We start from the raw sequence: 25,970 nt of genomic DNA, 5'->3' as shown, positions 1-25,970 counted from the left end.
CTCACCAGGGGAAGGGCAGGATGCCGCCGGGCAGCGGCACGCGCAGCAGCTTGAGGAAGATCAGGTTGATGACGAAGGGCGCGATGATCGCGAGGGGCACGGCGAGCTTCGGCCTGGCTCCGAAGGCGAGGCTCGCCACCAGGACCATGATCGCCGACGTCGGCAGGAAGCCCAGCGTCTCCGAGACCAGCGCATAGAAGGCCAGCAGCGCCGGCGGCAGCAAGGCCAGCCAGTTGCGCCAGGCCGGCAGCGGCGCGAGCTGCTCCGGCGCCGTATGACTGGCGAGATCGGCCTCGGCGACCTCCTCGAAGCGATGGCCGATCCCGAGCATGATCAGCCCGCCACAGAGGACGAGGCCGGCACCGATCACCATCGGGAAGGCGGAAGGGCCGATCTGCTGGCCGGGCACCGGCGGCAGTTGCGAGCCATAGGCGAAGGCGAGGCCGCCCAGAACGGCGACGACACCTCCGGTGACCTTGTCTGAGAGGAGCATGGGCAAAAACGGCTTTCGTGACGGGAAGAGGCCGGTCGCGGCGTTTGCGGCCGCGCCCGGCTGCGCGAGGTCTGAGCGTCAGCCCTTGGCGAGCCCGCCCGCCTTCATGAAGGCGCCCATCGCCTTGTCGCTCTCGGCCATGAACGAGCCGAAATTCTCCGCGTCCGCATATTTCATCGAGAGGCCGCGCGAATTCATGAAGTCCTTGTACTCCTGCGAGTCGTAGATCTTCTTCAGCTCGGCCGAGAGCAGCTTGGCGACGTCCGGCGGCAGGTTCTTCGGCCCCCCGATGCCGCGCCAGGAGCCGAGCGGAACCTCGATGTTCAGCGCCTCCTTCAGTGTCGGCACGTCCTTGAATTGCGGGTTGCGCTCTGCCGCCATGATGGCGAGTGCCTTGGCGCGGCCGGCATCGATCATCGCGCGGGCCTCGGGCACGGAACAGGTCACGAGGTCGAGCCCGCCCGCAGCGAGGTCCTGCATCGCGGGCGCGGCGCCGTTCGAGGGAACCCAGGCGACATGGTCGGGCTTCAGCCCCATCGCCTGCATCCAGCCGACGAGGGCGAGATGCCAGATGCCGCCCTGCCCGGTGCCGGACGCCTTGAACTTGCCGGCCGGCGCGGCCTTGATCGCATCCGCGAGCTGCTTCACGTCCTTGTAGGGCGAATCCGACTTCACCTGCACGCCCGGCGGGTCGTCGTTCATCAGCGCCAAGGGCGTGTAGCTGGCATAGGTCAGTTGCGTCAGGCCCTGGTGATGCATCATCGCGATCTCGGAGGTGATGATGCCGAGCGTGTAGCCGTCCGGCGGCGCCGTCGCGATCGCGGAATGGCCGACCACGCCGGAGCCGCCGGTGCGGTTCACCACGCTGAAGGGCTGGCCGAGGCTCTTTTCCAGCAGCGAGGCGATGATGCGGACGACGGCATCGGTGCCGCCGCCGGCTCCCCAGGGGCATACCAGGGTGACGGGACGGGATGGGAACTTGGCCTGTGCGATGGCAGGCGCGGCGATCAGGCCGGCAGCCCCCGCCGCCGCTCCCTTGAGCACACTGCGTCTGTCGAGGGTGGTCATCTGTCATTCCTCCGCTAAATCGTTTTAGGGGCTGAGCGCTCCTCACCGCTGGCGGGGCGCTCTTGAGATAACCGGGTCATCTGAGCCGATCGCGGAAGCGGTGGCAACTTCGCATTTCGGCGAAGAAAGAGCCTTTTCCAGCGGGTTTCGTCACGGCGGGCATGGGTGCTCCCCGCAGCAAGGGCTTCGGGAAACCGGCGCTGAAAAGCGCTACAAGCCGCAGACCAGCGGCACGACCGCGCCCGAGACCTTATCGACGACCGCGCCGGTGCTGAGGCTCGCGGCAGCGCCTGAATCGGTCGTCAGCGACAGGCCGGCATTGCCGAGAACCCCCTGGATCGCGGCGGAATCCGCCAGCGCATAGGAACGCTGCGGCGCGATGCCGGCGACGAGTTGCTTGTCGGATGGGTTGGCGGTCACCAGCCCGACGAGCCGGCCCTGACGGTCGAAGGCCGGGCTTCCGGCCTGTCCGGGTTGCAGCGGCGCCAGCACCGCCGCCCCGGTGGTGGCGCGCAGGGCCTGCCCCGGCAGCGCCACGGCGGCGCGCTTGCCGGCATCGTCGCTGAAGGCGACCAGCACCAGCGCTGCGCCCGCATCCGGCGCCTGCCCCGCCAATGCGGGCGGCCTGCCCCCGCCGGTTCCGTCGAGATCGAGCAGCACGAGGCCGCTGGCATCCTTCGCCCGCGGCCTGGCGGTGCGAGCGCCGGCCCGCAGGCTGCGGCAACCCTCGACCGCCGACGCCGCGCCGAGCGCGACCTTGTCGGAGAGCAGCACCGCGACGCCATAGCGCTCATTGCTGCGCGCCGCCGGCTGCGTCAGCGGCGGCGCCGATGCCGGCGCAGCAGCACTGGCGACAGCAGTCCCGCTTGCAGGCGCCGGCCCGGTCGGGAAGGGCTCGAAGCTCGCGGCGATCGCGATGACGAGCTTGTCGACGGTCGGTGCCAGCGCCTTGTCGTAGCCGATCGAGAAGCCGCGCAGGCCCTGCGGCCCGGCCGCGAGCCGGCGATAGAACCGCCCTGTCGGCGTCTCCCCGGTGACGACGAAGAAATCCGGCCGGAGCAGCTTGTAGGTGATCTTGCGCGGGCTGTTCGGGCTGACAGCGGTCGCCTTCTCGAACAGCGCCGCGAGATCGTCGCCCGGCGGCGAGGCGGTGGTGTCGAGCGTGACCTTGTCGTCGGCGCTCTGCCAGCGGCTGCCGCCGGCGGGCGTGGCGTCGCGCTTCGGCAGGAGCTTGCCGGGAATGCCGATGCGCACCCCGGTCTTGTCGTCATTGATCAGCCGGAAGCCGGCGGCATCGCGTGCCGCCTGCGCCGCCTTGGCCAGTGCCGCGCGATCGGCCGGAGCGAGGACGCCGTCCGCCGGCCCGCGCCCGCCCTTGAGCGCATTGATCGCGCGGAAGGTCAGCGGGCCGAAGGAGCCGCTGACCGCGCCGTTGAACTGGCCCGCCCAGATCAGGTCGGTCTGGATCGCCTTGCGCTCGGCCTCGGGCAGGGCCTCGAAGCTCGCCTGCGCCGCCGCCATCTGCGGGTTGGGCGCGGCCGGGGCGGGAGCCTGCGCCTGTGCGCCCGACGCGGCCACCAGCAGCGCCAGACCGAGCAGGGCCGCACCGGCTTGCTTGATTCGCGCTCGGTTTCGATCGTCAGGCAACATGGTCTCGTCCTCGACAGGGGGGCGGAGCGGCTGCATTGAGCGTCAGAACGCCTGGCGCTGCAACCGGGGAAGGGCATCCCAGCGCGTGTCATCCCGGGCGACCGCAGGGAGACCCGGGATCCATGCCGGAGCCCATCCGATAAAGGCTCCGGCATGGATCCCGGCTCTCCGCTTCGCTCCGTCCGGGATGACCCGCGTGTTTCCCAATCGAACCGCCTAGCCCGCGCGCAGCGCCGCCGCATCCTTCACGCGCATGACTTGCACGGGCGCGGCGCGGTGATAGCCTGCCGGCCCGTTCAGCACCGTCATCGGTCCGAAGCCTTCGCCAGCCACGCTGAAGCCCTCGGCCGCCGAAGAGGATCGACGATGAACCTGTTGCCCCGCCTCCTGGTCGCGCTCTGCCTGAGCTTCGCGGCCGCCCCGGCCTTCGCCCAGAAGGCCTATATCCGCACCGATCTCGCGGCCGACGGGCAGAGGCTGGAGGAGCGGCTGAAGCGCGAGGTCGCGGCCGGCAACCGCCCGGCGGCCGATCTCGTCCGCGCCGGCGACATCGTGCTCGGGCGCGGCGATGCGCGCGGCGCCCTGCCGCTCGCCAATGCCGCCGTGGTCGCCGATTCCGGCAATGCCGCCGCCTGGCGCCTGATGGCCCGCGCCGCCAGCGGCATCGAGCCGCGCGACTATCGCGAGCGCTGGGAGATGCGCGAGCGCGCCATCACCGCCGCCTATCTCGCCTATAGCCGCGCCAGCAACCGCACCGACGAGGCCTCCTCGCTCGGCGTGCTCGCCCAGACCTTCGAGAAATACGAGCTCTGGCGCCCGGCGCTGACGACCTATCGCCTCAGCCTCGACCTCACCGCCAATGCCTCGCTGCAGAAGAGCTATGAGGATCTGCGCGAAAAACGCGGCTTCCGCCTGCTCTCGAACCAGGTCGATTCCGACGCCGCCTCCCCGCGCGCCTGCTTCGAATTCTCCGAACCGCTCGCCCGCGGCAATGTCGATTTCGCGCCCTATGTCGCGATCTCCGGCGGCTCCGGCGATTTCGCCGTGAGCGGCGAGGAACGCCAGATCTGCGTCGACGGGCTGCGCCATGGCGAGCGCTACGCCATCGTCATCCGCCAGGGCGTGCCCTCCGCCATCCCCGACGAGACGCTGCTGAAATCGGCCGATTACGAGATCTATGTCCGCGACCGCACGCCCTCGGTGCGCTTCACCGGCAAGAACTACGTCCTGCCCCGCACCGGCCAGCAGGGCATCCCGGTCGTTTCGGTCAATTCGGGCAAGCTCGACCTCGAGGTGATGCGGATCGGCGACCGCAACCTGATCAACTCGGTCCATTCCGACGACTTCCTGAGCCAGCTCGGCTCGTGGCAATCCCGCCAGATCGCCTCCGACAAGGGCCAGAGCGTCTGGACCGGCACGATGGACGTGAAGTCCGAGCTCAACAAGGACGTCGTCACCGCCTTCCCGGTGGTCGAGGCGGTCGGCAGCCTGAAACCCGGCGTCTATGTCATGTTCGCCAAGCCTTCGGGCGGCCCGGCCGCGCCCGCGACCGGCGACGACGGCGATTCCTATGACGACGGCTCGACCCGCGCGACGCAGTGGTTCGTCGTCTCCGATCTCGGCCTGACCTCCTTCTCCGGGCCGGACGGCGTGCATGTGCTCGCCCGCTCGCTGGCCGACGCCAAGCCGATCGCCAATGCCGAGCTGCGCCTGATCGCCCGCAACAACGAGGTGCTCGGCACGGCGAAGACCGATTCCAACGGCTATGCCCGCTTCGATGCCGGGCTCGCCAAGGGCGAAGGCGGCAACGCGCCCGGCCTCGTCACCGCCGGGCTGGGTGAGGATTACGGCTTCCTCGACCTGAAGCAGACCGCCTTCGATCTGTCGGATCGCGGCGTGAAGGGCCGCGTCGCGCCGGCCGGGCTCGACGCCTTCCTCTATACCGAGCGCGGCGTCTACCGCTCGGGCGAGACGGTCTATCTCACCTCGCTGCTGCGCGACGCCAAGGGCGCCGCCGTCACCGGCCTGCCGCTCACCATCGTGGTCAAGCGCCCCGACGGCGTCGAGTACCGCCGCCGTCAGGTCGAGGATCAGGGTGCCGGCGGCCGCGCCCATTCGATCCCGCTGATCTCCGGCGCCGCCACCGGCACCTGGCGCGTCCTCGCCTATGCCGATCCGAAGGGACAGGCGATCGGCGAGACCTCCTTCCTCGTCGAGGATTACGTTCCCGAGCGGCTGGAGCTCACGCTCACCCCGAAGGCTCCGGTGCTCCAGGCCGGCGAGCCGGCCGAGGTCAACGTCGCCGCCCGCTATCTCTATGGCGCGCCGGGCTCCGCGCTCGACGTCACCGGCTCGATGACGCTGCGCGCCGCGAGCGCCAGCGCCATCCCCGGCTTCGGGGATTATCAGGTCGGTCTGACCGACGAATCCTTCGATCCCATCCAGACCGAATTCGAGGAGAGCGCCACCACCGACGCCGCCGGCAAGGCGACGATCTCCAACCCCGTCCAGCAGGCCGAGACCAACCGCCCGCTCGAGGTCGAGATGACAGTGCGCGTCGGCGAGCCCGGCGGGCGCGCCATCGCCCGCTCCGTCACCGTGCCGATCGTGCCCAAGGGCGCGGCCATCGGCGTCCGGCAGACCTTCAAGGACGGCGAGCTCGGCAACAACCAGACCGCGACCTTCGACGTCATCATGGCGACCGGCGACGGCAAGCGGCTCAGCCGGCCGAACGTGAAATGGGTGCTCTCGAAGGTCCGCCGCAACTATCAGTGGTTCTTCAAGGACGGACGCTGGAACTATGAGGGCGTCACCACCACGCGGCGCGTCTCGGACGGGCAGGTCACGGTCTCCGCGACCGAGCCGGCGAAGATCGCCGCGCCCGTCGAATGGGGCAATTACCGGCTCGACGTGACCTCCGACGGCGCCGAGGAGGCCGCGACCGCCGTCTCCTTCAGCGTCGGCTATGAGAGCGACAAGACGGCCGATACGCCGGATGTGCTCGACGTCGCCCTGGACAAGGCCTCCTACGCCAATGGCGAGACCGTGCAGGTCCGGCTCTCGCCGCGCTTCGCCGGCAAGGCGACGCTCGCCGTCATCAGCGACAAGCTCGCGGACATCCGCACCATCGACATCACCGAGGGCGGCACCACCGCCACGATCCCGGTGAAGTCGGAATGGGGCGCGAGCGCCTATCTCGTCGTGCTCGCCCATCGCCCGATGGACACCGCCGCCAAGCGCCTGCCCGGCCGCGCCATCGGTCTGGCATGGTTCCAGATCGGCAAGGACGAGCGCACGCTGGCGGTCGATCTCGGCGCGCCCAAGCTGATGCGCCCGCTCTCGACGCTCTCGCTGCCGGTCAAGCTCTCCGGGCTGAAAGCCGGCGAGGACGCCTTCGTCACGGTCGCTGCCGTCGATGTCGGCATCCTCAACCTCACCCGCTATGAGAGCCCCGATCCGAGCAAGTACTTCTTCGGCCAGCGCCAGCTCGGCCATGATCTGCGCGACCTCTACGGCTATCTGATCGACGGCATGCAGGGCGTGCGCGGCACCATCCGCACCGGCGGCGACGCCGCGCCCAAGATGGACGGCGAGAAGCCGACGCAGGAGCCGCTCGCCCGCTATTCCGGCGTCGTCAAGGTCGGGGCCGACGGCACGGCCAAGATCGATTTCGACCTGCCGGCCTTCAACGGCACGGTGCGCGTCATGGGCGTGGCCTGGTCGGCCGGGCGCACCGGCCAGGCCAGCGCCGACGTGATCGTGCGCGACCAGGTCGTGGCGCAGGCGACGCTGCCGCGCTTCCTCGCCATCGGCGACCAGTCCCGCTTCCATCTGCAGATCGACAATGTCGAGGGTCCCGCCGGCGCCTACACCGTCGATCTCGACGTGAAGGGCCCGGTCCTCGTCGCCGCCGATGCGACCCATCGCACGGTCCAGCTCGCGGCCGGCGCCAAGACGCAGATGACGATCCCCGTCACCGCAGCCGGCCTCGGCCGCGCCGAATTCGACGTGCGTGTCTCCGGGCCGAACGGCATCGGCACGGTGCAGAACCTCGCGGTCAAGGTGCAGCCCTCGGCCGCAACGCTGGCGCGACGCATCGTCCGGCCGATCCCCGGCAATGGCGGCGCCGTCACCGTCTCCTCCGACCTGCTGGCCGATCTCGTGCCGGGCTCGGGGCAGGTCTCGGTCTCGGTCTCGCCCTTCGGCTCGCTCGACGTGCCCGCCTTGCTCAAGGCGCTCGACCGCTACCCCTATGGCTGCACCGAGCAGACCGTCTCGCGGGCTTTGCCGCTGCTGGCGGTCAACCAGCTCGCCTCGATGGAGAACCTCGCGCTCGACGACAATGCCGATGAGCGCGTGCAGAAGGCGATCGAGCGCGTGCTCGCCCGGCAGGGCGGCAACGGCTCCTTCGGCCTGTGGGGCGTCGGCGGCGAGGATTTGTGGCTCGACGCCTTCGTCGCGGACTTCCTGACGCGGGCCCGCGAGCGCAAGTTCGACGTGCCGCAGACCGCCTTCAACATGGCGCTGGACCGCCTGCGCAATCAAGTCGTCAACACCGGCGACATCAACAAGGAGGAGGCCGCCGGCATCGCCTATGCGCTCTATGTGCTCGCCCGCAACGGCCGGCCGGTGATGGGCGATCTGCGCTATCTCGCCGACAACAAGCTCGGCGATTTCGCGACCCCGCTCGCCCGCGCCCAGATCGGCGCCGCACTCTCGGCGCTGGGCGACCGGGCGCGGGGCCGCACCGCTTTCGGCAGCGCGCTCGGCCTGCTCCAGCAGGCAAGCGATGACGGGTTCTCGCGCCCCGATTACGGCTCGCGCCTGCGCGACGGTGCCGGCGTGCTCGCGCTGATCGCGGAATCGAATGGCGAGCGCGCCGATATCGGTCGCGCCGTCTCCCTCCTCGACGCCACCCGCAACAGCGCCCGCTACAGCTACACCTCGACGCAGGAGCAGATGTGGATGGTGCTGGCGGCGCAGGCCATGTCCAAGGAGGCCGAGGGCATGACGCTGACCGTCGACGGCGCGGCCCGCAAGGGCGCCTTCTACCGCACCGTCTCGGCCGAGGCGCTGGACGCCAAGCCGCTGACCATCGCCAATCCGGGCAGCGCCAATGCCCAGGCGGTGATCACCGTCGCGGGCATCCCGACCACGCCGGAGCCGGCGCTGAACCAGGGTTTCGGCCTCGAACGCGTCATCTACACGATGAAGGGCGAGCGGGCCGACCCCACCCGCCTGCGCCAGAACGAGCGCTATGTCGTGGCGCTCAACGTGACCGAGGGCGCGCCGCGCTTCGGCCGCTTGCTGCTGGTCGATCCGGTGCCGGCCGGGCTGGAGATCGAGAACGCCAACCTGACCGAGGGCGCCTCAACCGCCGGGCTCGACTGGCTGAAGCAGGAGGTCTCGCCGGTGCATACCGAAGCGCGCGACGACCGCTTCGTCGCGGCCTTCGAGCGCTCCGGCGGAAAGAGCGACAAGCTCGCCTACACCGTCGCCTATATCGCCCGGGCGGTCTCGCCCGGCCGCTACGTCGCGCCGGCCGCCGTGATCGAGGACATGTACCGGCCGGATCGCTTCGGCCGCACGGGCTTCGGCGCGGTGGAGATCAGTTCGGCGCGGTGATGGCCGTGAATGACCCGACCAGTCCGTCATTCTCGGGCGAAGCGAAGCGCAGACCCGAGAATCTCGATCAGGAGATGCTCGGGTCAAGCCCGAGCATGACGCCGCGCCCTGGCCGCTTCGGCAAGCTTAAGATCGGGGTGGCGGCCTGCGCCCTTGCCGTCGTTGCCGCCACCACCGCCCTCACCCTCTACATCCGCTCCCTCCCGCCGCTCGACCTTTCCGCCGCCGCCGACCGCTCGACCGTCGTGCTCGACCGCGAAGGCCGGCTGCTGCGGCCCTTCCTCACCACCGATGGCCGCTGGAAGCTTACCGTCACCAGCGACGATGTCGACCCGCGCTACCTCGCCATGCTCAAGGCCTATGAGGACAGGCGCTTCGACAGCCATCCCGGCATCGATCCGCTCGGCCTGCTGCGCGCTGCCGGCCAAATGCTGCGGCATGGCCGCGTCGTCTCCGGCGGCTCGACCCTGACCATGCAGGTCGCCCGCCTGCTCGAGCCGCGCGACGAGCGCGACCTTGCCGCAAAACTCCGGCAGGCCGTGCGCGCCGTCGAATTGGAACGGCACCTCAGCAAGACCGAGATCCTCGACCTCTATCTCAACCTCGCCCCCTTCGGCGGCAATCTCGAAGGCGTGCGCGCCGCAAGCTTCGCCTATTTCGGCAAGGAGCCGAAGCGGCTTTCCACCGCCGAGGCGGCGCTGCTCGTCGCCCTGCCGCAATCGCCCGAGACACGCCGGCCCGACCGCTTCGCGGAAGCCGCCCGAAAAGCCCGCGCCCGTGTGCTCGCCCGCATCGAACGTGCCGGCATCGCGACGGCCGGAGAAGTCATCGCCGCGCGCGACGAGGAGATCCCGACCGCACGCCGCCCCTTCCCCACCTTGAGCCCCCATGTCGCCGAGCAGGTCGTGGCGGAGGCGCCGGCGCAGCGCGTCCACCGTCTCAGCCTCGATGCCCGCTTACAGAAGAGCCTGGAAGGCCTCGCCCGCGAGCGCAGCCTCGGCCTCGCGCCCCAGGTTTCGATCGCGATCCTCGCCGTCGACAACGAGACCGGCGCGGTCCGCGCCTCCGTCGGCGGCGTCGATTATTTCGCGGCCGAACGGGCAGGCGCGCTCGACCTGACGCGCGCGTTGCGCTCGCCCGGTTCGGCGCTGAAGCCCTTCATCTATGCGCTCGCCTTCGACAACGGCATCGCCCATCCCGAGACGATGCTGGAAGACCGGCCGGCACGCTATGGCAGCTATGTGCCCGAGAATTTCGACATGACCTTCCAGGGCATGGTCAGCGCCCGCAAGGCGCTGCAACTCTCCCTGAATGTCCCGACGGTGGAGCTGCTCTCGGCGCTCGGCCCGCAGCGTTTCCTGTCGCGACTGCGCGATGCCGGCATCACCGTCGCTCTGCCGAAAGAGGGCGGCGCGCCCGGCCTCGCGGTCGGCCTCGGCGGGCTCGGCATCACCTTGCAGGATCTGACCCGCGCCTATGTCGGGCTGGCGCGCGGTGGCGAGATGGCGCCGCTGCGGTTCAGGGAGGAGCCGTCTTCCAGCGGAACGCCGCCCCTGCATCTCGTCGAGCCGGTCGCGGCCTGGTATGTCGCCGACACCCTGCTCGGCGCCCCGCCGCCGCTCAACGCCGTGCCCGGCCGCATCGCCTACAAGACCGGCACCTCCTATGGCTATCGCGATGCCTGGGCCGTCGGCTTCGACCGCAAGCACACCATCGGCGTCTGGGTCGGCCGGGCCGATAACGGCGCCGTGCCCGGCCTCGTCGGGCGCGTGGTGGCGGCGCCGATCCTGTTCGACGCCTTCGCCCGGCTCGGCATCGATCCGCGCCCCTTCCCGCAACCCGCCGACGCCATCGTGGCCAGCACGAACCATCTGCCGCCGCCGCTGCGCCATCTGCGCCAGGATGTGCCGAAGACGGTGGCCGCCATCGCGACGCCGGCCTTGAAACTCGCCTTCCCGCCGGACGGCGCCCGCATCGACCTCTCGGCCGACAGCCTCGACGGCCAGGGCCAGCTCAATCTGAAGGCCGCGGGCGGTGCACCGCCCTTCACCTGGCTGGTCGACGGCACGCCTGTCACCGCGCCGCTGCGTCGACGCGAGGCTGCCTGGCAGCCACCCGGCAAGGGCTTCATGCGGATTTCCGTGGTGGATGGGACGGGGGCGAGCGAGAGCGTCTCGGTCAGGCTGCAATAGCAAGTTTGCACGCACCGAAAGCCCCGACAGGCTCAGCCTGCGGGGTTTTCGGGCTTTAACATCCGAGGGATGCGCGGAGCCGGGTGGCGTTCGCAGTCGACGGCTGCGTGCCGATGTCGAGTCGATGTCGATGGTGTCGAACAGCGACGACCTCGCGCCGTCCGGCTCCGCGCACGGGTATCTGGGGGTCCGCTTCGTATTTGAAGCCCGGCAAAGGGCAGGGCCTGCCTGTTCGGCCCGGACGAAGTCGGCACCTCCGCGCGACCAAAGAGAGGATCACCGTGATCGCGTCCTGTCGGACGCGCGGCGATCCAGCGGACCCGCAACGGTCCGGGAGCGCGAAACCCGCAATCCCAACCGGCCCACGATGCCTCGCGAAGCCCCTCGGTCGGCTGGGACGAGGCGAGAATAGGCATGGGCTGGAAGGGCGGGGATAAGTTTGGTCGAGGAACCGGGGTTTCTTCCTTCTCCCCTCGGGGAGAAGGTCGCTCGGCGCAGCCGAGACGGATGAGGGCGGAACCTCAGCCGAAAACAAGAAAGGGCCGCTTGCGCGACCCTTCCCTCATCCGACGGCTTCGCAGACCCCTTCTCCCACAAGGGGAGAAGGGAGCCCTTTGTCTGTTCGCGCGCTACTCCGCCGGCTGCGGATGCGCGCCATGCGCCTCTTCATGCGCGCCATGGCGCGAGCCATGGACCTTGCGCGCCAGATAGCTGTAGGCCACCGGCACCACATAGAGTGTCAGCAAGGTGCCGAAGCTCATGCCGCCGACGATGACCCAGCCGATCTGCGAGCGGCTCTCGGCACCCGCGCCATGGGCGATGGCGAGCGGCACGGCGCCGAGCACCATGGCGCCGGTCGTCATCAGGATCGGCCGCAGGCGCAGTTCCGCCGCCTCGACGAGGGCGTCGATCATCTCCTTGCCCTCCTCGCGCAACTGGTTGGTGAACTCCAGGATCAGGATGCCGTGCTTGGTGATGAGGCCGACCAGCGTGATCAGGCCGATCTGGCTGTACACGTTCATCGTGCCGCCCGAATAGTACAGCGCGGCAAGCGCGCCCGTCAGCGAGAGCGGCACCGAGACCATGATGACGATGGGGTCGACGAAGCTCTCGAACTGCGCCGCCAGCACCAGATAGATGAAGCCGAGCGCGAGCAGGAAGACGATGAAGATGCTGGCGCCCGACTGCTTGAACTCGCGGCTCTGGCCGGAATAGTCGATCTGCACCGAACTGGGCAGCACGCGCCCCGCGCCCTCCTCCAGCACCTTGAGCGCATCGCCCAGCGAATAGCCCGGCGCGGGAATCGCGGTGATCGTCGCCGAGCGGAGCTGGTTGAAGCGGACCAGTTCCTTCGGCGCGACGTTCTCCTCGACCTTGACCAGGCTGGAGAGCTGCACCACCGCGCCGCCGCGGCCCATCAGATAGATCGACTGCAGCGCCTGCGGCGTGTTGCGCTCCGTGCCCTCGACCTGCAGCACGACGTCGTACTGCTTGCTGTTCATGTTGAAGCGCGTCACCTGCCGGCCGCCGAGCAGCGTCTCCATGGTGCGGCCGATGATGTCGACATTGACGCCGAGATCGGCGGCGCGCTGCCGGTCGATCGAGACCTTGATCTGCGGCTTGTCGAGAATGAGGTTGCTCTCGACATTGGTCAGAACGGGCGAGTTCGCGACCTCCGCCATCAGCTGGTCGACATAGGACTTGATCTGGGCATAGGGCTCGGACGAGCGCAGCACGAACTCGACCGGCTTGCTGTTCGCCTGGCCCTGGCCGAGCGAGGCCGGATTGGTCGCGAACAGGCGGATGCCCGGGATCTGCGACAGCCCCCGGTTGATCTCGGCGACCAGATCCTGCTGCTTGCGCTCGCGCTCCTCCCAGGGCTTGAGGCGGGCGAAGGCGATGGCGCGGGTCACATCGGGGAAGCCGACGATGACGAGGTAGGTCTCGACCTCCTGGATGTTCTTGAAATAGGTCTCGACCCGCCGGGCGTAGTCGGCGGTGAAGGACAGCGTGGCGCCCTCGGGCGCGACGCCGATCACGTTGATCGTGCCGCGATCCTCGACCGGCGACAATTCCGAACGCAGATGGGTGAAGAAGTAGTAGCCGCCGCCGGCGACGCCCACCGCCAGCAGAATGATAAGCGGACGCACCGACAGCGCCGCGCGCAGCGACGCCCTGTAGCCCCGCGACAGCGCGTTGAAGCCACGCTCCAGCACGTTGAACAGCCAGCTATGGGAATCGTGATGGCGCAGCAGCTTGGCGCACATCATCGGGGTCAGCGTCAGCGCGACGAAGCCCGAGACCAGCACCGCGCCGGCCAGTGTCAGCGCGAACTCGATGAAGAGCTTGCCGGTGCGGCCGGTCGAGAACGCCATCGGCGCATAGACCGCGACCAGCGTCAGCGTCATCGCCACGACCGCGAAGGCGATCTCGTTGATGCCGCGGATCGCCGCCTTGGTCGGCGCGATGCCATCCTCGATATGGCGGTGCACGTTCTCCAGCACGACGATGGCGTCGTCGACGACGAGGCCGATGGCGAGCACCATCGAGAGCAGCGTCAGCGTGTTCACGGTGAAGCCGAGCGCATACATCAGCGCGAAGGAGCCGATCAGCGAAACCGGAATCGTCACCAGCGGGATCAGCGTCGCCCGCAGCGAGCGCAGGAAGATGAAGATGATCAGGACGACGAGGACGGTCGCCTCGATGATCGTCTGGTAGACCGCCTTGATCGAGCGGTCGATGAAGACCGAGGTATCGTAGGATTTGGCGATCGACATGCCCTGAGGCAGATCCTCGATGATGCCCGGCAGCGCCTCCTCAATGCCGGCCGAGACGTCGAGCGGGTTGGCCGTCGCCTGCTTGACGATGCCGATCGTCACCGAGGGCGCGCCACCAAACCAGGCGGCGTTGCGCTCCTCGCGCGCGCCGAGCTCGACCTTGGCGACGTCCTTGAGCTTCACGGAGAAGCCGTTGGCGTCCTTGATGACGATCTCGCGGAATTCCTCCGGCGTCGTCATGCTGGTCTGCGAGAGCACGGTGAATTCGCGGTCGTTGCTCTCGATGCGGCCCGACGGGATCTCGATGTTCTGGGCCCGGACCGCCGCCTCGATCTGCTGGACGCTGACGTCATAGGCCGACATCCGGGCGCGATCGAGCCAGATGCGCATGGCGTATTGCCGCTGGCCGAGAATGCGGACCTCCGCCACGCCGGTGACGTTCTGCACGCGGTCGGAGATGAAGCGGTCGGCGAAGTCGGTGAGCTCGAGCGGCCCGTGCCGCGAGCTGGTCAGCGAGAGATACAGGATCGGCTGCGAGTCGGCCTCGACCTTGGCGATGACGGGCTCGTCGATCTCGTCGGGCATGCGGCTGCGCACGCGGCTGACGCGGTCGCGCACATCCGAGGCCGCGACATCGGGGTCGACATCCGGGCGGAAGCGGACCTGGATGAAGCTGCGCTCCTGGCGGCTGGTCGAGGAGAGGATCTCGATGCCCTCGATGCCGGCGATCGAGTTCTCCAGGATCTGGGTGACCTGCGTCTCGATGATCTCAGCCGAGGCGCCGCGATAATCGGTGCGCACCGAGACGACGGGCTCGTCGATATTGGGATATTCGCGCACGGTCAGGCGGCCATAGCTGACGAAGCCGATCAGCATCACCAGCAGACTCATGACCGTCGAGAGGACGGGCCTACGGACGAAGAGTTCGAACAGGCTCATCAGAGCTGGCTCGTCTGAACGATCTTGTCCTTGATCGCGATGGCGGCGCCGTCGCGCAGCCGCATCTGCCCGGCGGTGATGATCTGCATGCCGGGCGTCAGCCCGCTGACGATCTCAACCTTGCCCGGCAGGCGCTTGCCGAGCTCGACGCTGAGGCGCTTCGCTTTGCCGTTCTCGACGACATAGACCATCTTGCCGACGGCATCCGGCACCACCGCCATCTCCGGCACCACGATCGCGTTCGGGCGCTGGTCGATGGTGATGGCGAGGCGGGCGAAGAGGCCGGGCTTGAGTGCGAGATCCGCGTTCGGGATCGTCGCGCGCAGGCGGATGGCGCGGCCGTTCACGTCCACGACCGGGTCGATCGCGAAGATCTTGCCGGTGAATTTCCGGTCGACGACCGCATCGACCCGCATCTGCACGGGCTGCCCGACCTTGAGGCGGCTGAGGAAGATCTCGGGAACGCGGAAATCGATCTTGATCGGGTCGACGCTGGTCAGGGTGATCAGCGGCTTGCCCACCGGGACATAGTCGCCGACGCCGACCGCGCGCAGGCCGACCACGCCGTTGAACGGCGCAAGGATGGTCGATTGCGCGAGCTTGGCCTTGGCGAGCTGGACGCGGGCCTCGGTCGAGGCGAGCTTCGCCGCGGATTCGTCCAGCGCGACCTGCGTTCCCGAACCGCGCGAGACCAGCCCCCTCAGACGTTCGTTGGTGTCGCGGGCGAGGCCGAGATCGGCCATCGCCTGCTTGAGCTCGGCATCGAGGATCGCGGTGTCGAGCTTGACCAGCTCCTGCCCGGCCTTGACCGGCTCGCCTTCCCTGAAGCCGAGCGAGACGACGCGGCCGGCGATCTCGGGGGCGATGACGACGGATTCGTCGGCGGCCAAAGTGCCGAGCGCCTCGACCTCCTCGCTGACCGTCATGATCTCGACGGAGGCGACTTCCACCGGCACGGCCGCACGCGCCGTCGGCGCCACGCTGGCCTGGGCCGGCTGGCTGCCGGCCAGACGCATCCGGTAGCCGTAATACCCGCCGCCTGCCAGGCCGGCAACGAGGAGAAGGAGAACGAACCGCTTCATCAGGCTGGGGGCTCCGTTGCCGCCGGTTGGTCTTAAATGGAACGAAAGGCCTTGCTAAGATGCCGGCACGCCACAGCGGCACAAAAACGCATGTTTTTGCGCCACCGCCGCATCGATCCGGCGCCTTTAGGCACCTATGCAAGATACCTGCCGGGGCGCGACGCGCCGATACGGCGCCTCTGCCGCACGCAGGCATCCATCCTCATCCTGCCGATAAGTCACCCATCGTCCAAGCGCATTTTACCGACCTCACGAAAATGTTGGCCCGCCCGGCCCCGTGAAAGGCCGTTCGGAGCCGCACAGCGGCCGCCCGCCGTCACGCCGCTGTCATCTCCGGCCGATAGCGCTTCTTCCCATGCATGAATCTTGGCTCCGACGGCTCCGGCCGGCCCGGTGTCGCCATCGTGCGAAATGTCATGTTCGAGAACCTTTCATGTTGCGCATCGAAGGCCTGGTGAAGCGCTTCGGCGACAAGAACGCCGTCGACAATGTCTCGCTGTCGATCCCCAACGGCGAGATGGTTGGCGTCATCGGCCGGTCCGGAGCCGGCAAATCGACGCTGCTGCGCATGCTCAACCGGCTCGCCGAGCCGAGCGCCGGGCGCATCATCTGCGAGGACCGTGACATCACGGCGCTGAAGGGCACCGCGCTCAGGCGCTGGCGCCGCGACACCGCGATGATCTTCCAGCAGTTCAACCTCGTCGGCCGCCTCGACGTGCTCACCAACGTGCTGCTCGGCCGGCTCAATCACCGCTCGCCCGCGCTGACGCTGGTGAAGAGCTTCTCCACCGACGACAAGATCCGCGCCATCGCCGCGCTCGAGCGGCTCGACATGGCCCATCTCCTCGCCCAGCGCGCCGAGACCCTGTCGGGCGGCCAGCAGCAGCGCGTCGCCATCGCCCGCGCTCTGGTCCAGGAGCCGCGCATCATCCTGGCCGACGAGCCGATCGCCTCGCTCGACCCGCGCAACACCCAGGTCGTGATGGACGCGCTGTTCCGCATCAACCGCGAGCACGGCATCACCGTGATGTGCAACCTGCACGACCTCGATATCGCGGCGAAATACTGCGACCGGCTGATCGGCATGGCCGCCGGCAAGGTCGTCTTCGACGACGTGCCGCAGGCGCTGACCCGCGAGGTCGCGGCCGAGCTCTACGGCATCGAAGCGAAGGATGCCGGCGCCGAGGCCCTGGACGCGCTCGACGCCATCGCCGCCTCCGAGGCGGCCAAGCGCGCCAAGCAGAAGATCGCCTGAGCGGCATCCCGCCGCCAGCCGCGAGAAGACGAGCCTAACCCGAAGACCCGCATCCAAAGGAGCAGACCGCATGCTGACCCGTCGTCATACCCTGAAGCTCGCCGCCGCCGGCCTCGCCGTCGCCGCCACCCCGGCTTTCGCCCAGGACTGGAAGGCGAAGTATCCGGAGCTCGTCTTCGCCATCATCCCGGCCGAGAACGCCTCGGGCGTCGTCGACCGCTACACCCCCTTCGTGAACTATCTCTCGAAGGAGCTCGGCACCAAGGTGACGCTGCGCGTCGCCAATGACTACGCCGCGATCATCGAGGGCCAGCGCGCCGGCAACATCCAGATCGGGATGTACGGCCCGGCTTCCTTCGCCCGCGCCCGCGTCACCGGCGTCAAGGTCGACGCCTTCGCGATCGAGACCAATCTCGACGGCACCAAGGGCTATCACTCCGTCTTCTACGTGAAGAAGGATTCGCCCTACCAGAAGATCGAGGACCTCAAGGGCAAGAATCTCGGCCTCGTCGATCCGAACTCCACCTCGGGCAATAACGTGCCGCGCTTCGTTCTCGACAAGATGAAGATCGACCCGGAGACCTTCTTCTCCAAGGTCGTCTATACCGGCAGCCACGAGAACGCGATCATCGCGCTGCAGCAGGGCACCGTCGACGTCGCCGCGAACTGGTGGAACGACGAGAACGAGTCGAACCTGCTGCGCATGGCCCGCAAGAACATGGCCAAGGCCGAGGACTTCCGGATCATCTACAAGTCCGAGCAGATCGTGAACTCGCCGATGGCCTATCTCTCGGACCTGCCTGAGGACCTCAAGGCCAAGATCCGCGACGCCGTCCTCAACCTCGCCACCAAGGACAAGGCCGCCTTCGACAAGATCTATGAAGGCAAGCAGGGCCCGCTCGTCGCCGTCGACAACAAGGCCTACGACCCGGTCATCGAGCTCATCACCTTCGTCGACTCACTGCGCAAGAAGAAGTCGTCGTAATTCAGCCCGTCATGCTCGGGCTTGCCCCGAGCATCTCTTCAAAGAGCTTCTCGGGTCCGCACGCCGCGGGCCCGAGAATGACGCCCTTCTCCACGGGCAGCCTCCATGACCCTCGCGATCGACCGTCACGACCCGGCCATCACGGCCCATGCCGAAAGCTACCGGCAGGCCGCCGCGAGCAAGCGCCGCCAGATGCTGGTCGGCATCGCCGTCTTCGCGATCTGCGTCTGGCTCTCCGCTGTCGGAGCCGAGGTCAGGCTCGGCACGCTCATCGAGAATATCCACCGCTTCCCGAACTATATCTGGCAGACGCTGCCGACGCTGCGCCTCGCCAGCCTCGGCTCCGACCTCGCCGAATGGTACTGGGGCCTGGCGCGCTGGCTGAGGCTGCTCTGGCAGACCGTGCTGATCGCCTATGTCGGCACCATCCTGGGCGCGGCCGGCGCCTTCCTCTTCTGCTTCGCCGCCGCCGCCAATCTCGGCCGCGCGCCCTGGCTGCGCTTCGCGGTGCGCCGTTATCTCGAATTCTGCCGCACCGTCCCCGAGATCGTCTTCGCGCTGATCTTCGTCATCGCCTTCGGGCTGGGGCCGCTGCCCGGCGTGCTCGCCATCGCCATCCACACCATGGGCGCGCTCGGCAAGCTCTTCTCCGAGGTCGTCGAGAACATCGACCTGAAGCCCGTCGACGGCATCACCGCGACCGGCGGAAGCTGGTGGCAGGTGGTGCGCTTCGCCGTGATGCCGCAGGTGCTCTCCAACTTCGCGAGCTACGCCCTGCTGCGCTTCGAGATCAATGTGCGCGGCGCCTCGATCATGGGCTTCGTCGGCGCCGGCGGCATCGGCCAGGACCTGATCGAGGCCATCCGCAAATTCTACTACACCGATGTCAGCGCCATCATGCTCCTGATCATCCTGGCGGTGATGCTGATCGACCTCGGCACGGAGCGGCTGCGCCACGCCCTCCTCAGCCTGGAGAGCCGCTCGTGAGCATCGCCATCTCCGCGACCGAGCGCAGCGACATCCTGCAGCGCCACGCCGCCGCCATCCGCGGATCGACCCGGACGCGGTTCTTCACCATCGCGACCGTCGTCTTCATCCTCGGCCTCTTCCTCTACGGGCTGACGACGCTGGAGACGACGCTCTGGCGGGTGCTGGCCGGCTTCGGCAATCTCGGCTCCTTCGTCGTGCTGATGCTGCCGCCCGATCCCGGCTCCTGGGCGAAGGCCCTGATCTTCGTTCAGGCGCTGTTCGAGACCATCGCCATCGCCTTCCTCGGCACGGTGCTGGCGGCCATCCTTGCCCTGCCGCTCGGCTTCATCGCCGCGCGCAACGTCGTCGCCAACCGCATCGTCCACTTCCTCGCCCGCCGCTCGCTCGACACGATCCGCGGCGTCGATGCGCTGATCTGGGCGCTGATCTGGATCAATGTCGTGGGTCTCGGCCCCTTCGCCGGCATGCTCGCCATCATGACCGCCGATTTCGGCGCCTTCGGCAAGCTCTACTCGGAGGCGATCGAGGCGGCCGATCGCAAGGCGGTCGAGGGCGTCGCCTCGGTCGGCGGCGGCAAGAGCCACGAGATCCGCTTCGGCCTGCTGCCGCAGGTGCTGCCGGTGATCGCGAGCCAGGTGCTCTACTTCATCGAGTCGAACACGCGCTCCTCGACCATCATCGGCATCGTCGGCGCCGGCGGCATCGGCCTCTATCTCGCGGAGACCATCCGCACGCTGGAATGGCAGCAGACCTCCTTCCTGATCCTGCTGATCCTCGTCGCGGTCTCCGCCATCGACTTCCTGTCGAGCAAGCTGCGCTTCGCGATCATCGGCAAGCGGGCGGTGTGAACGAGGCGTCGCCTCACTCGGCTCCGGCCGGCCGGCGCGGCACAGTCGGCAGCCAGGCGGCCAGATCCTTGGCCCAGAACTTCGCCATCCCCGTCGTGCCATGGCCGCGTGTCTCGGCGCTCGCCGGGATCAACAGCAGCTTTGCATTCGGAAGACGCTTGAGTTCCCGCTCCATGACGCCGGTTTCGGGTGGGTTGCGCTCGTCATCGGCGGAATTGATCGCCAGCACCGCTGCCTTGATCGAGCCCAGCCTGGGCGCGGGGTTGTAGTCCCGCGAGGCATCCCACTGATACAAGAAGTCGTTGGCATCGGCATCGAACGGCGCCTTGAGCCGCCCGTCGAGGAGCTTGTCGGCTGCCTCGCGGGTCGGCGCCATCTGCTGGTAGGCGAGCGTGCCGCCGCTGGTGGCGATGCCGAAGAAGACGTTGGCGACGCGGAAGGCCGTGGGCTGCGTGCTATAGTCGCCGCCTTTCCACTCCGGGTCGTTGCGAACGGCATCGATGATCATCCGCCGCATCATCCAGTTGCGGCTGGACATCTCGGTAGGCTGCGAGGCCATCGGCACGATCGCGTCCATGAAGCCGGGATATTTGACGCCCCAGAGCCAGCCATGCATGCCGCCCATCGAATTGCCGAGCACGAGCCGCAGATGGCGCAGGCCGAGCCCTTCCGTGACGAGCCGATACTGCGCCTCGACCAGATCCTCGTAGTTATAGCGCGGGAACTTGGCCCTGAGGCCGTCCGATGGTTTCGACGATTGCCCCACGCCGAGCGAATCCGGCAGGATGATGAAATATTTGCTCGCGTCGAGCGCCTGGCCGGGGCCGAACAGCTCGCCCGCAAACGCCGGGCTCAGCATGCTGGCGGCAGAACCATAGGTGCCATGCAGGATCAGCACGGGCTCGCCGGACGGGTCGCCCACCGTGACATAGCCGAGCTTGATCTCCGGCAAACTCTCGCCCGTGCTGAAGCGGAAATCCTTCGCGACGAAAACCCCCTGTTTCGGCGCCGGGTAGTCGGCAGCGGCCGTGGCGATGGGCAGGCAGACGGCAAGAAGCAAGAAGGCCGCGCGCAGCGACCGGCTGACCATGTCCATGATGGCATTTCCTCAGATGCGACCGGCATGGTCTCGAGGCCGTGCCGTGATCGATACGACCGAGGATCGCGCGCCATCGGCCGGGATGCAAGCCGCTCCAGGCGGCCGCTCACTCGCGAAACGGCTCGATCACCATCTCCATGCGCTCGCCGGCGAAGACACTCGCGACGAGATGGATCGGCGTCAGGTCCGGCAGCGCGTCGACCGCCGTCGAGATCATCACCGCCGCTTCCGGCGCGATCTGAAGCAGCTCCGCCTCCGCCTCATCCGCCAGCCTTGCGGTGAGCCGCGTCGACAGGCGCACATAATCCTCGATGCCATAGGCCTTGAAGGCAGCCGTGATCGAGCCGGCGGCCTCGCGATAGACCCGGTCGAAATCCGGAAAGCGCGCGACCGAGAGCCAGTGCGTGCCGGTCCCCATCGGCACGCCGTCACCGAGGCTGACGCCCCGGACCCGCCAGAGCCGCGTCCCGGCCGCAAGCCCCAGCGCCGCACAGGGCTCCGCCTCCCCCTCCACCATCTCGGCCGAGAGCATGCGGCTCGTGCCGACGATGCCGAGCTTGCCGAAATTGGTCCGCATGCTGACGCGCCGGCCGATCGGATAGGGCACGCGCCGCGCGCTGACCTGCGTGCCGCGCCCGCGCGACACCGTCACCAGCCCGAGATCCGCAAGGTGGCGGAACGCCTGCCGCACGGTGTGGCGATGCACGCCATAGCGCTCCGCCAGCGCGACCGAGGCCGGCAGCGTGTCGCCCGGCCGGTACTCCTCGCGCTCGATCGCGGCCGCCAGCTCGTCGGCGATGCGCCGCCAGACCGTGCCGCCCTCGCCCTCCGGCAGCGCACCTTGCGCCGTCTCTTGCACCACGTCCTGCGTCATCAAAAATTCATCCAAAAAGTATAGACATTCACCATCGTCAGAGGCATTATAGTCTAGACCTTTGAAGCTGACCAGCGAGCCGGCGGATGAATGCAAGAACCCCTCGACAACATTGGATGGCGACCCTGTCGCGCGCTTCCCGCGACGAGATCGCGGGCCTGCTCGGCGCCTTGCCGGAGCATGAGGTGCTGAAGGCGCCGGAGACCGGGACCGTGATGGTCGAAGGCCGGGCCGGCGGCGCCGGACGGCGCTTCAACCTCGGCGAGGCCACCGTGACCCGCTGCGTCGTGCGCCTCGCCAATGGCCGGATGGGCTTTTCCTATGCGCTGGGCCGCGACCACCGGAAGGCGCGGCTCGCAGCCCTGCTCGATGCCCGCCTTCAGGACGAGACCCAAGACGGTCGGTATGAAGGCGGCCTGCATGACGGCATCGCCGCGCTGGCTGCGCAGCAGGACGCGGCCCGCGAGCTCGCCTCGCGCAAGGCGGCGGCGACCAAGGTCGATTTCTTCACGCTGGTCAGGGGCGAGTGATGGCGATCCAGGACATCATCTCGCCGGGCTTCTCCGATCCGGTCTTCCAGTCGCAGGCGGCCTTCCGCGCCCTGCTCACCGCGCTCTCCGAGCCCGGCACGCTGCAAAGCGTCGCGGCCGACATCACGCCGCCGGAAGGCCTCGCCGCCGCGACGGCGACCGCCTTGCTGGCGCTGGCCGACTACGAGACGCCGGTCTGGCTGCCCGAGACACTGCGTGACGGCCCGGCCGCCGCCTGGCTGCGTTTCCACTGCGGCGTGGCGCTGGTCGACGATCCCGCCAAAGCCGCCTTCGCCGTGATCGACGGCGCTGCGAGCGAACCCAAGCTTGCCGCCTTCAACCCCGGCAACGACCAGTTCCCGGATCGCTCGACCACCGTGATCGTGCAGGTCTCAGGCCTGGATGGCGGCGCAGGCCTCACCCTCTCCGGCCCCGGCATTGCCGATACCCGGACGATCGCGCCGCAGGGCCTGCGCCCCGGCTTCGCCGACGAGCTACGCCAGAACGGCGCGCTCTACCCGCTCGGCGTCGATGTCGTGCTCGCCTCCGGCGAAGGCATGATCGGCCTGCCGCGCTCGACGCAAGTTGAGGAGGCCGTCTGATGTACGTTGCCGTCAAAGGCGGCGAGGCCGCCATCCTCGCCACGCATGATCTCGTCGCGCAGGCCCGCCGCGGCGACCCGGCCGTGCCGGAGATCACCGTCGCCCAGATCCGCGAGCAGCAGGCGCTGGCCTGCGCCCGCGTGATGAACGAGGGCTCGCTCTACGACAAGGATCTCGCGGCGCTCGCGCTGAAGCAGTCGCAGGGCGACGTGATCGAGGCCGCCTTCCTGATGCGCGCCTATCGCACGACGCTGCCGCGCTTCGGCTCCTCCGAGCCCCTCGACACCGCCGCCATGGCGATCCGCCGCCGGGTGTCGGCGACCTACAAGGATCTGCCCGGCGGGCAGGTGCTCGGCCCGACCTACGACTACACCCACCGGCTGTTCGATTTCGCGCTGATGGAAGAAGGCGGGGAGGCCGAGCCTCGCAAGGCCTCCGCCCCGCTCGACGCGACCATGCCGCGCGTGCCCGACATCCTCGGCGCCGAAGGGCTGATGGAGGCGGAGGAACCGCCGGTGGGCGATCCGCGCCCCTTCGACCTGACGCGCGATCCGGTTTCCTTCCCGGCCGATCGGGACGTGCGCCTGCAATCGATGGCGCGCGGCGACGAGGGCTTCCTGCTCGGCCTCGGCTATTCCGTGCAGCGCGGCTTCGGCGGCTCGCATCCCTTCGTCGGCGAGGTCCGCGTCGGCGAGGTCGCGGTGGAGTTCGTGCCGGAGGAGCTCGGCTTCGCGGTCGATCTCGGCGAGGTCACCCTGACCGAATGCCAGATGGTCAACCAGTTCCAGGGCTCGAAGGACGTGCCGCCGCAATTCACCCGCGGCTATGGCCTCGTCTTCGGCCATAGCGAGCGCAAGGCGATGTCGATGTCGCTGGTCGACCGTGCCCTGAAATCCCGCGATTTCGGCGAGGCCACGAACTACCCGGCGCAGCAGGACGAGTTCGTCCTCTACCACGCCGACAATGTCGAGGCGGCCGGCTTCGTCGAGCACCTCAAGCTGCCGCATTATGTCGATTTCCAGGGCGAGCTCGAACTGATCCGCCGCATCCGCCGGGAGCGCGAGGAGCGGCTGGCTCGCGAACAGGATACCATGCCGGAGGCTGCGGAATGACGGTTCATCAGATGCCGGCGGACAATACAAAGCCGGCTTACAACTACGCCTATCTCGACGAGCAGACCAAGCGGATGATCCGCCGCGCTTTGCTCAAGGCCGTCGCGGTTCCCGGCTATCAGGTGCCCTTCGGATCGCGCGAGATGCCCTTGGCACGCGGCTGGGGCACCGGCGGCATCCAGATCACCGCCGCGCTCATCGGCCCGGCCGACACGCTCAAGGTGATCGACCAGGGCGCCGACGACACCACCAACGCCGTCTCGATCCGCAAGTTCTTCGAGCGCACGGCCGATGCCCGCACCAGCGAGGCGACGGAGGAGGCGACGATCATCCAGACCCGCCACCGTATCCCGGAGGCGCCGCTGAAGAGCGGGCAGGTCATGGTCTATCAGGTGCCGATGCCGGAGCCGCTACGCAAGCTCGAGCCGCGCGAGGCCGAGACCCGCAAGATGCACGCCTGGGCCGAATACGGGCTGATGCAGGTCAAGCTCTACGAGAGCATTGCCCGCTTCGGCGAGGTGACGACGACCTATGACTATCCGGTCATGGTCAACGGTCGCTATGTGATGTCCCCCTCGCCCATCCCGAAATTCGACAACCCGAAGATGCACATGTCGCCCGCGCTCCAGTTGTTCGGCGCCGGCCGCGAGAAGCGCATCTACGCGCTGCCGCCCTATACCAGCGTGAAGAGCCTCGATTTCGAGGACCACCCCTTCCGCATCCAGAGCTGGTCGCAGCCCTGCGGCCTCTGCGGCGCCGCCGACAGCTATCTCGACGAGGTCGTCATCGACGATCGCGGCGGGCGCATGTTCGTCTGCTCCGACAGCCATTATTGCGAGACGCGCCGGGCCGAAGGGCACCGCGGCGCCATGCTGGGCGACGCTACCGCGAGCGGCCTGGTCGAGGAGACCAACCCATGACCCTCCACGTCGCACCGGCCGCGCTCGACCTCGAACCCGCCCCCCTGCTCTCGGTCGCCAATGTCAGCCGCTTCTATGGCGAGCGCATCGGCTGCGCCGATGTCTCCTTCGATCTCTGGCCGGGCGAGGTGCTCGGCATCGTCGGCGAATCCGGCTCGGGCAAATCGACCCTGCTGCGCTGCCTCGCCGGCATCGACAAGCCCGATGCGGGCGAGGTGCTGTTCCGGGGCGGCCCCGCACCGCTCGATATCTACTCGGTCTCCGAGCAGGAGCGCCGCCGCCTGATGCGCACGGCCTGGGGCATCGTTCACCAGAACCCGCGCGACGGCCTGCGCATGGACGTTACCGCCGGCGGCAATGTCGGCGAACGCCTGATGGATCGCGGCGACCGGCATTACGGCGAGATCCGCGAGCGAGCGCTGGACTGGCTCCAGCGCGTCGAGATCGCGGGCTCGCGCATCGACGATCGGCCGCGTCAGTTCTCCGGCGGCATGCAGCAGCGCCTGCAGATCGCCCGCGTGCTGGTCTCCGAACCGCGCCTCGTCTTCATGGACGAGCCGACCGGCGGCCTCGACGTTTCCGTGCAGGCCCGCCTGCTCGACCTGCTGCGCGTCCTGGTCCGCGATCTCGGGCTGGCCGCGATCATCGTCACCCACGACCTCGCCGTCGCCCGCCTCCTCACCGACCGATTGATGGTGATGAAGGACGGGAAGGTCGTCGAGCAGGGCCTCACCGACCAGGTCCTCGACGACCCCCATCACGCCTACACGCAACTCCTGACCTCGGCGGTGCTGAGTGTGTGAGGGACGGAACGTCATGCTCGGGCTTGCCCCGAGCATCTCAGGAGGGAAGAGCGCCTCTTCCGGCGAGAGATTCTCGGGTCTGCGCTTCGCTCCGCTCGAGAATGACGTTCTGCGCCCGTCACATCC

At 68.4% G+C, this 25,970-nt stretch carries 18 protein-coding genes; 11 read left to right on the top strand and 7 right to left on the bottom strand.

The genetic code is table 11. The annotated features are described in order from the left end of the window. Position 1 precedes the first annotated feature (1 nt). From IED13_RS15795 to IED13_RS15785, 3 genes are all read right to left on the bottom strand, one after another. Positions 2 to 493 (bottom strand): tripartite tricarboxylate transporter TctB family protein, encoded by a 492-nt coding sequence (locus IED13_RS15795; RefSeq protein WP_038363114.1) that lies wholly within the window; start codon positions 491 to 493, stop codon positions 2 to 4. Between the two features lie 78 nt (positions 494 to 571). Continuing rightward, entirely contained in the window at positions 572 to 1,561 is a 990-nt protein-coding gene (locus IED13_RS15790) for a tripartite tricarboxylate transporter substrate binding protein (protein ID WP_112764392.1), read from the bottom strand. Between the two features lie 210 nt (positions 1,562 to 1,771). Then, complete coding sequence (locus IED13_RS15785; protein WP_191124722.1) at positions 1,772 to 3,211, bottom strand: serine protease family protein; 1,440 nt, start codon at positions 3,209 to 3,211, stop codon at positions 1,772 to 1,774. Between the two features lie 366 nt (positions 3,212 to 3,577). Between IED13_RS15785 and IED13_RS15780 the strand changes: the two genes are divergently transcribed. Both IED13_RS15780 and pbpC read left to right on the top strand, forming a co-directional pair. Beyond that, entirely contained in the window at positions 3,578 to 8,836 is a 5,259-nt protein-coding gene (locus tag IED13_RS15780; RefSeq protein ID WP_191124721.1) for an alpha-2-macroglobulin family protein, read from the top strand. Positions 8,837 to 8,931: 95 nt separating this feature from the next. Continuing rightward, a complete protein-coding gene (gene pbpC, locus IED13_RS15775; RefSeq protein WP_248312608.1) occupies positions 8,932 to 11,028 on the top strand; it encodes a penicillin-binding protein 1C in 2,097 nt (698 codons plus the stop codon). 629 nt (positions 11,029 to 11,657) lie between these two features. Here pbpC and IED13_RS15770 read toward each other — a convergent pair. Together IED13_RS15770 and IED13_RS15765 are read right to left on the bottom strand one after the other, a co-directional pair. Beyond that, positions 11,658 to 14,744 (bottom strand): efflux RND transporter permease subunit, encoded by a 3,087-nt coding sequence (locus tag IED13_RS15770; protein ID WP_038363112.1) that lies wholly within the window; start codon positions 14,742 to 14,744, stop codon positions 11,658 to 11,660. Then, positions 14,744 to 15,826 (bottom strand): efflux RND transporter periplasmic adaptor subunit, encoded by a 1,083-nt coding sequence (locus IED13_RS15765; protein WP_038363111.1) that lies wholly within the window; start codon positions 15,824 to 15,826, stop codon positions 14,744 to 14,746. The genes IED13_RS15770 and IED13_RS15765 overlap by 1 nt, the downstream gene beginning before the upstream one ends. A 433-nt stretch (positions 15,827 to 16,259) precedes the next feature. Here IED13_RS15765 and phnC point away from each other — a divergent pair, with 433 nt between their 5' ends. From phnC to phnE (IED13_RS15745), 4 genes are all read left to right on the top strand, one after another. After that, the gene (gene phnC / locus IED13_RS15760; protein WP_133565459.1) at positions 16,260 to 17,081 is read left to right on the top strand and encodes a phosphonate ABC transporter ATP-binding protein; all 822 of its coding nucleotides are present in this window, start codon (positions 16,260 to 16,262) and stop codon (positions 17,079 to 17,081) included. Positions 17,082 to 17,151: 70 nt separating this feature from the next. Next, on the top strand, positions 17,152 to 18,066 hold the full coding sequence (gene phnD, locus IED13_RS15755) for a phosphonate ABC transporter substrate-binding protein (RefSeq protein WP_142023068.1): 915 nt from the start codon (positions 17,152 to 17,154) through the stop codon (positions 18,064 to 18,066). A gap of 105 nt (positions 18,067 to 18,171) precedes the next feature. Then, positions 18,172 to 19,053 (top strand): phosphonate ABC transporter, permease protein PhnE, encoded by an 882-nt coding sequence (phnE, locus tag IED13_RS15750; protein WP_038363106.1) that lies wholly within the window; start codon positions 18,172 to 18,174, stop codon positions 19,051 to 19,053. Between the two features lie 2 nt (positions 19,054 to 19,055). Beyond that, entirely contained in the window at positions 19,056 to 19,904 is an 849-nt protein-coding gene (phnE, locus tag IED13_RS15745; protein WP_191124801.1) for a phosphonate ABC transporter, permease protein PhnE, read from the top strand. Between the two features lie 13 nt (positions 19,905 to 19,917). On the opposite strand, the gene IED13_RS15740 is transcribed toward phnE (IED13_RS15745), so the two are convergent. Beyond that, positions 19,918 to 21,000 (bottom strand): alpha/beta fold hydrolase, encoded by a 1,083-nt coding sequence (locus tag IED13_RS15740; RefSeq protein WP_191124720.1) that lies wholly within the window; start codon positions 20,998 to 21,000, stop codon positions 19,918 to 19,920. A 109-nt stretch (positions 21,001 to 21,109) separates the two neighbouring features. Beyond that, complete coding sequence (gene phnF, locus IED13_RS15735; protein ID WP_142023065.1) at positions 21,110 to 21,877, bottom strand: phosphonate metabolism transcriptional regulator PhnF; 768 nt, start codon at positions 21,875 to 21,877, stop codon at positions 21,110 to 21,112. Between the two features lie 86 nt (positions 21,878 to 21,963). On the opposite strand from phnF, the gene phnG reads away from it, so the two are divergent. The 5 genes from phnG to phnK are packed head-to-tail and all read left to right on the top strand — an operon-like array spanning position 21,964 to position 25,844. Then, entirely contained in the window at positions 21,964 to 22,407 is a 444-nt protein-coding gene (phnG, locus tag IED13_RS15730; RefSeq protein ID WP_038363101.1) for a phosphonate C-P lyase system protein PhnG, read from the top strand. Next, complete coding sequence (gene phnH, locus IED13_RS15725) at positions 22,407 to 23,009, top strand: phosphonate C-P lyase system protein PhnH (RefSeq protein ID WP_191124719.1); 603 nt, start codon at positions 22,407 to 22,409, stop codon at positions 23,007 to 23,009. The genes phnG and phnH overlap by 1 nt, the downstream gene beginning before the upstream one ends. Continuing rightward, positions 23,009 to 24,121 carry a carbon-phosphorus lyase complex subunit gene (locus IED13_RS15720; protein ID WP_191124718.1) on the top strand — a complete coding sequence of 371 codons (1,113 nt, stop codon included), beginning with the start codon at positions 23,009 to 23,011 and terminating at the stop codon, positions 24,119 to 24,121. Before phnH ends, IED13_RS15720 begins: the two co-directional genes overlap by 1 nt. Then, complete coding sequence (locus IED13_RS15715; RefSeq protein ID WP_248312607.1) at positions 24,118 to 25,041, top strand: alpha-D-ribose 1-methylphosphonate 5-phosphate C-P-lyase PhnJ; 924 nt, start codon at positions 24,118 to 24,120, stop codon at positions 25,039 to 25,041. The genes IED13_RS15720 and IED13_RS15715 overlap by 4 nt, the downstream gene beginning before the upstream one ends. After that, positions 25,038 to 25,844, top strand: coding sequence for a phosphonate C-P lyase system protein PhnK (phnK, locus tag IED13_RS15710; RefSeq protein ID WP_112763094.1), 807 nt, complete (start codon positions 25,038 to 25,040; stop codon positions 25,842 to 25,844). Before IED13_RS15715 ends, phnK begins: the two co-directional genes overlap by 4 nt. Positions 25,845 to 25,970 lie beyond the last annotated feature (126 nt).

It is taken from the genome of Allobosea spartocytisi (assembly GCF_014764685.1).
Taxonomy (GTDB): domain Bacteria; phylum Pseudomonadota; class Alphaproteobacteria; order Rhizobiales; family Beijerinckiaceae; genus Allobosea; species Allobosea spartocytisi.
The sequence above is the reverse complement of the archived record's forward strand: the minus strand, read 5'-3'. Positions and strand labels throughout refer to the sequence as shown.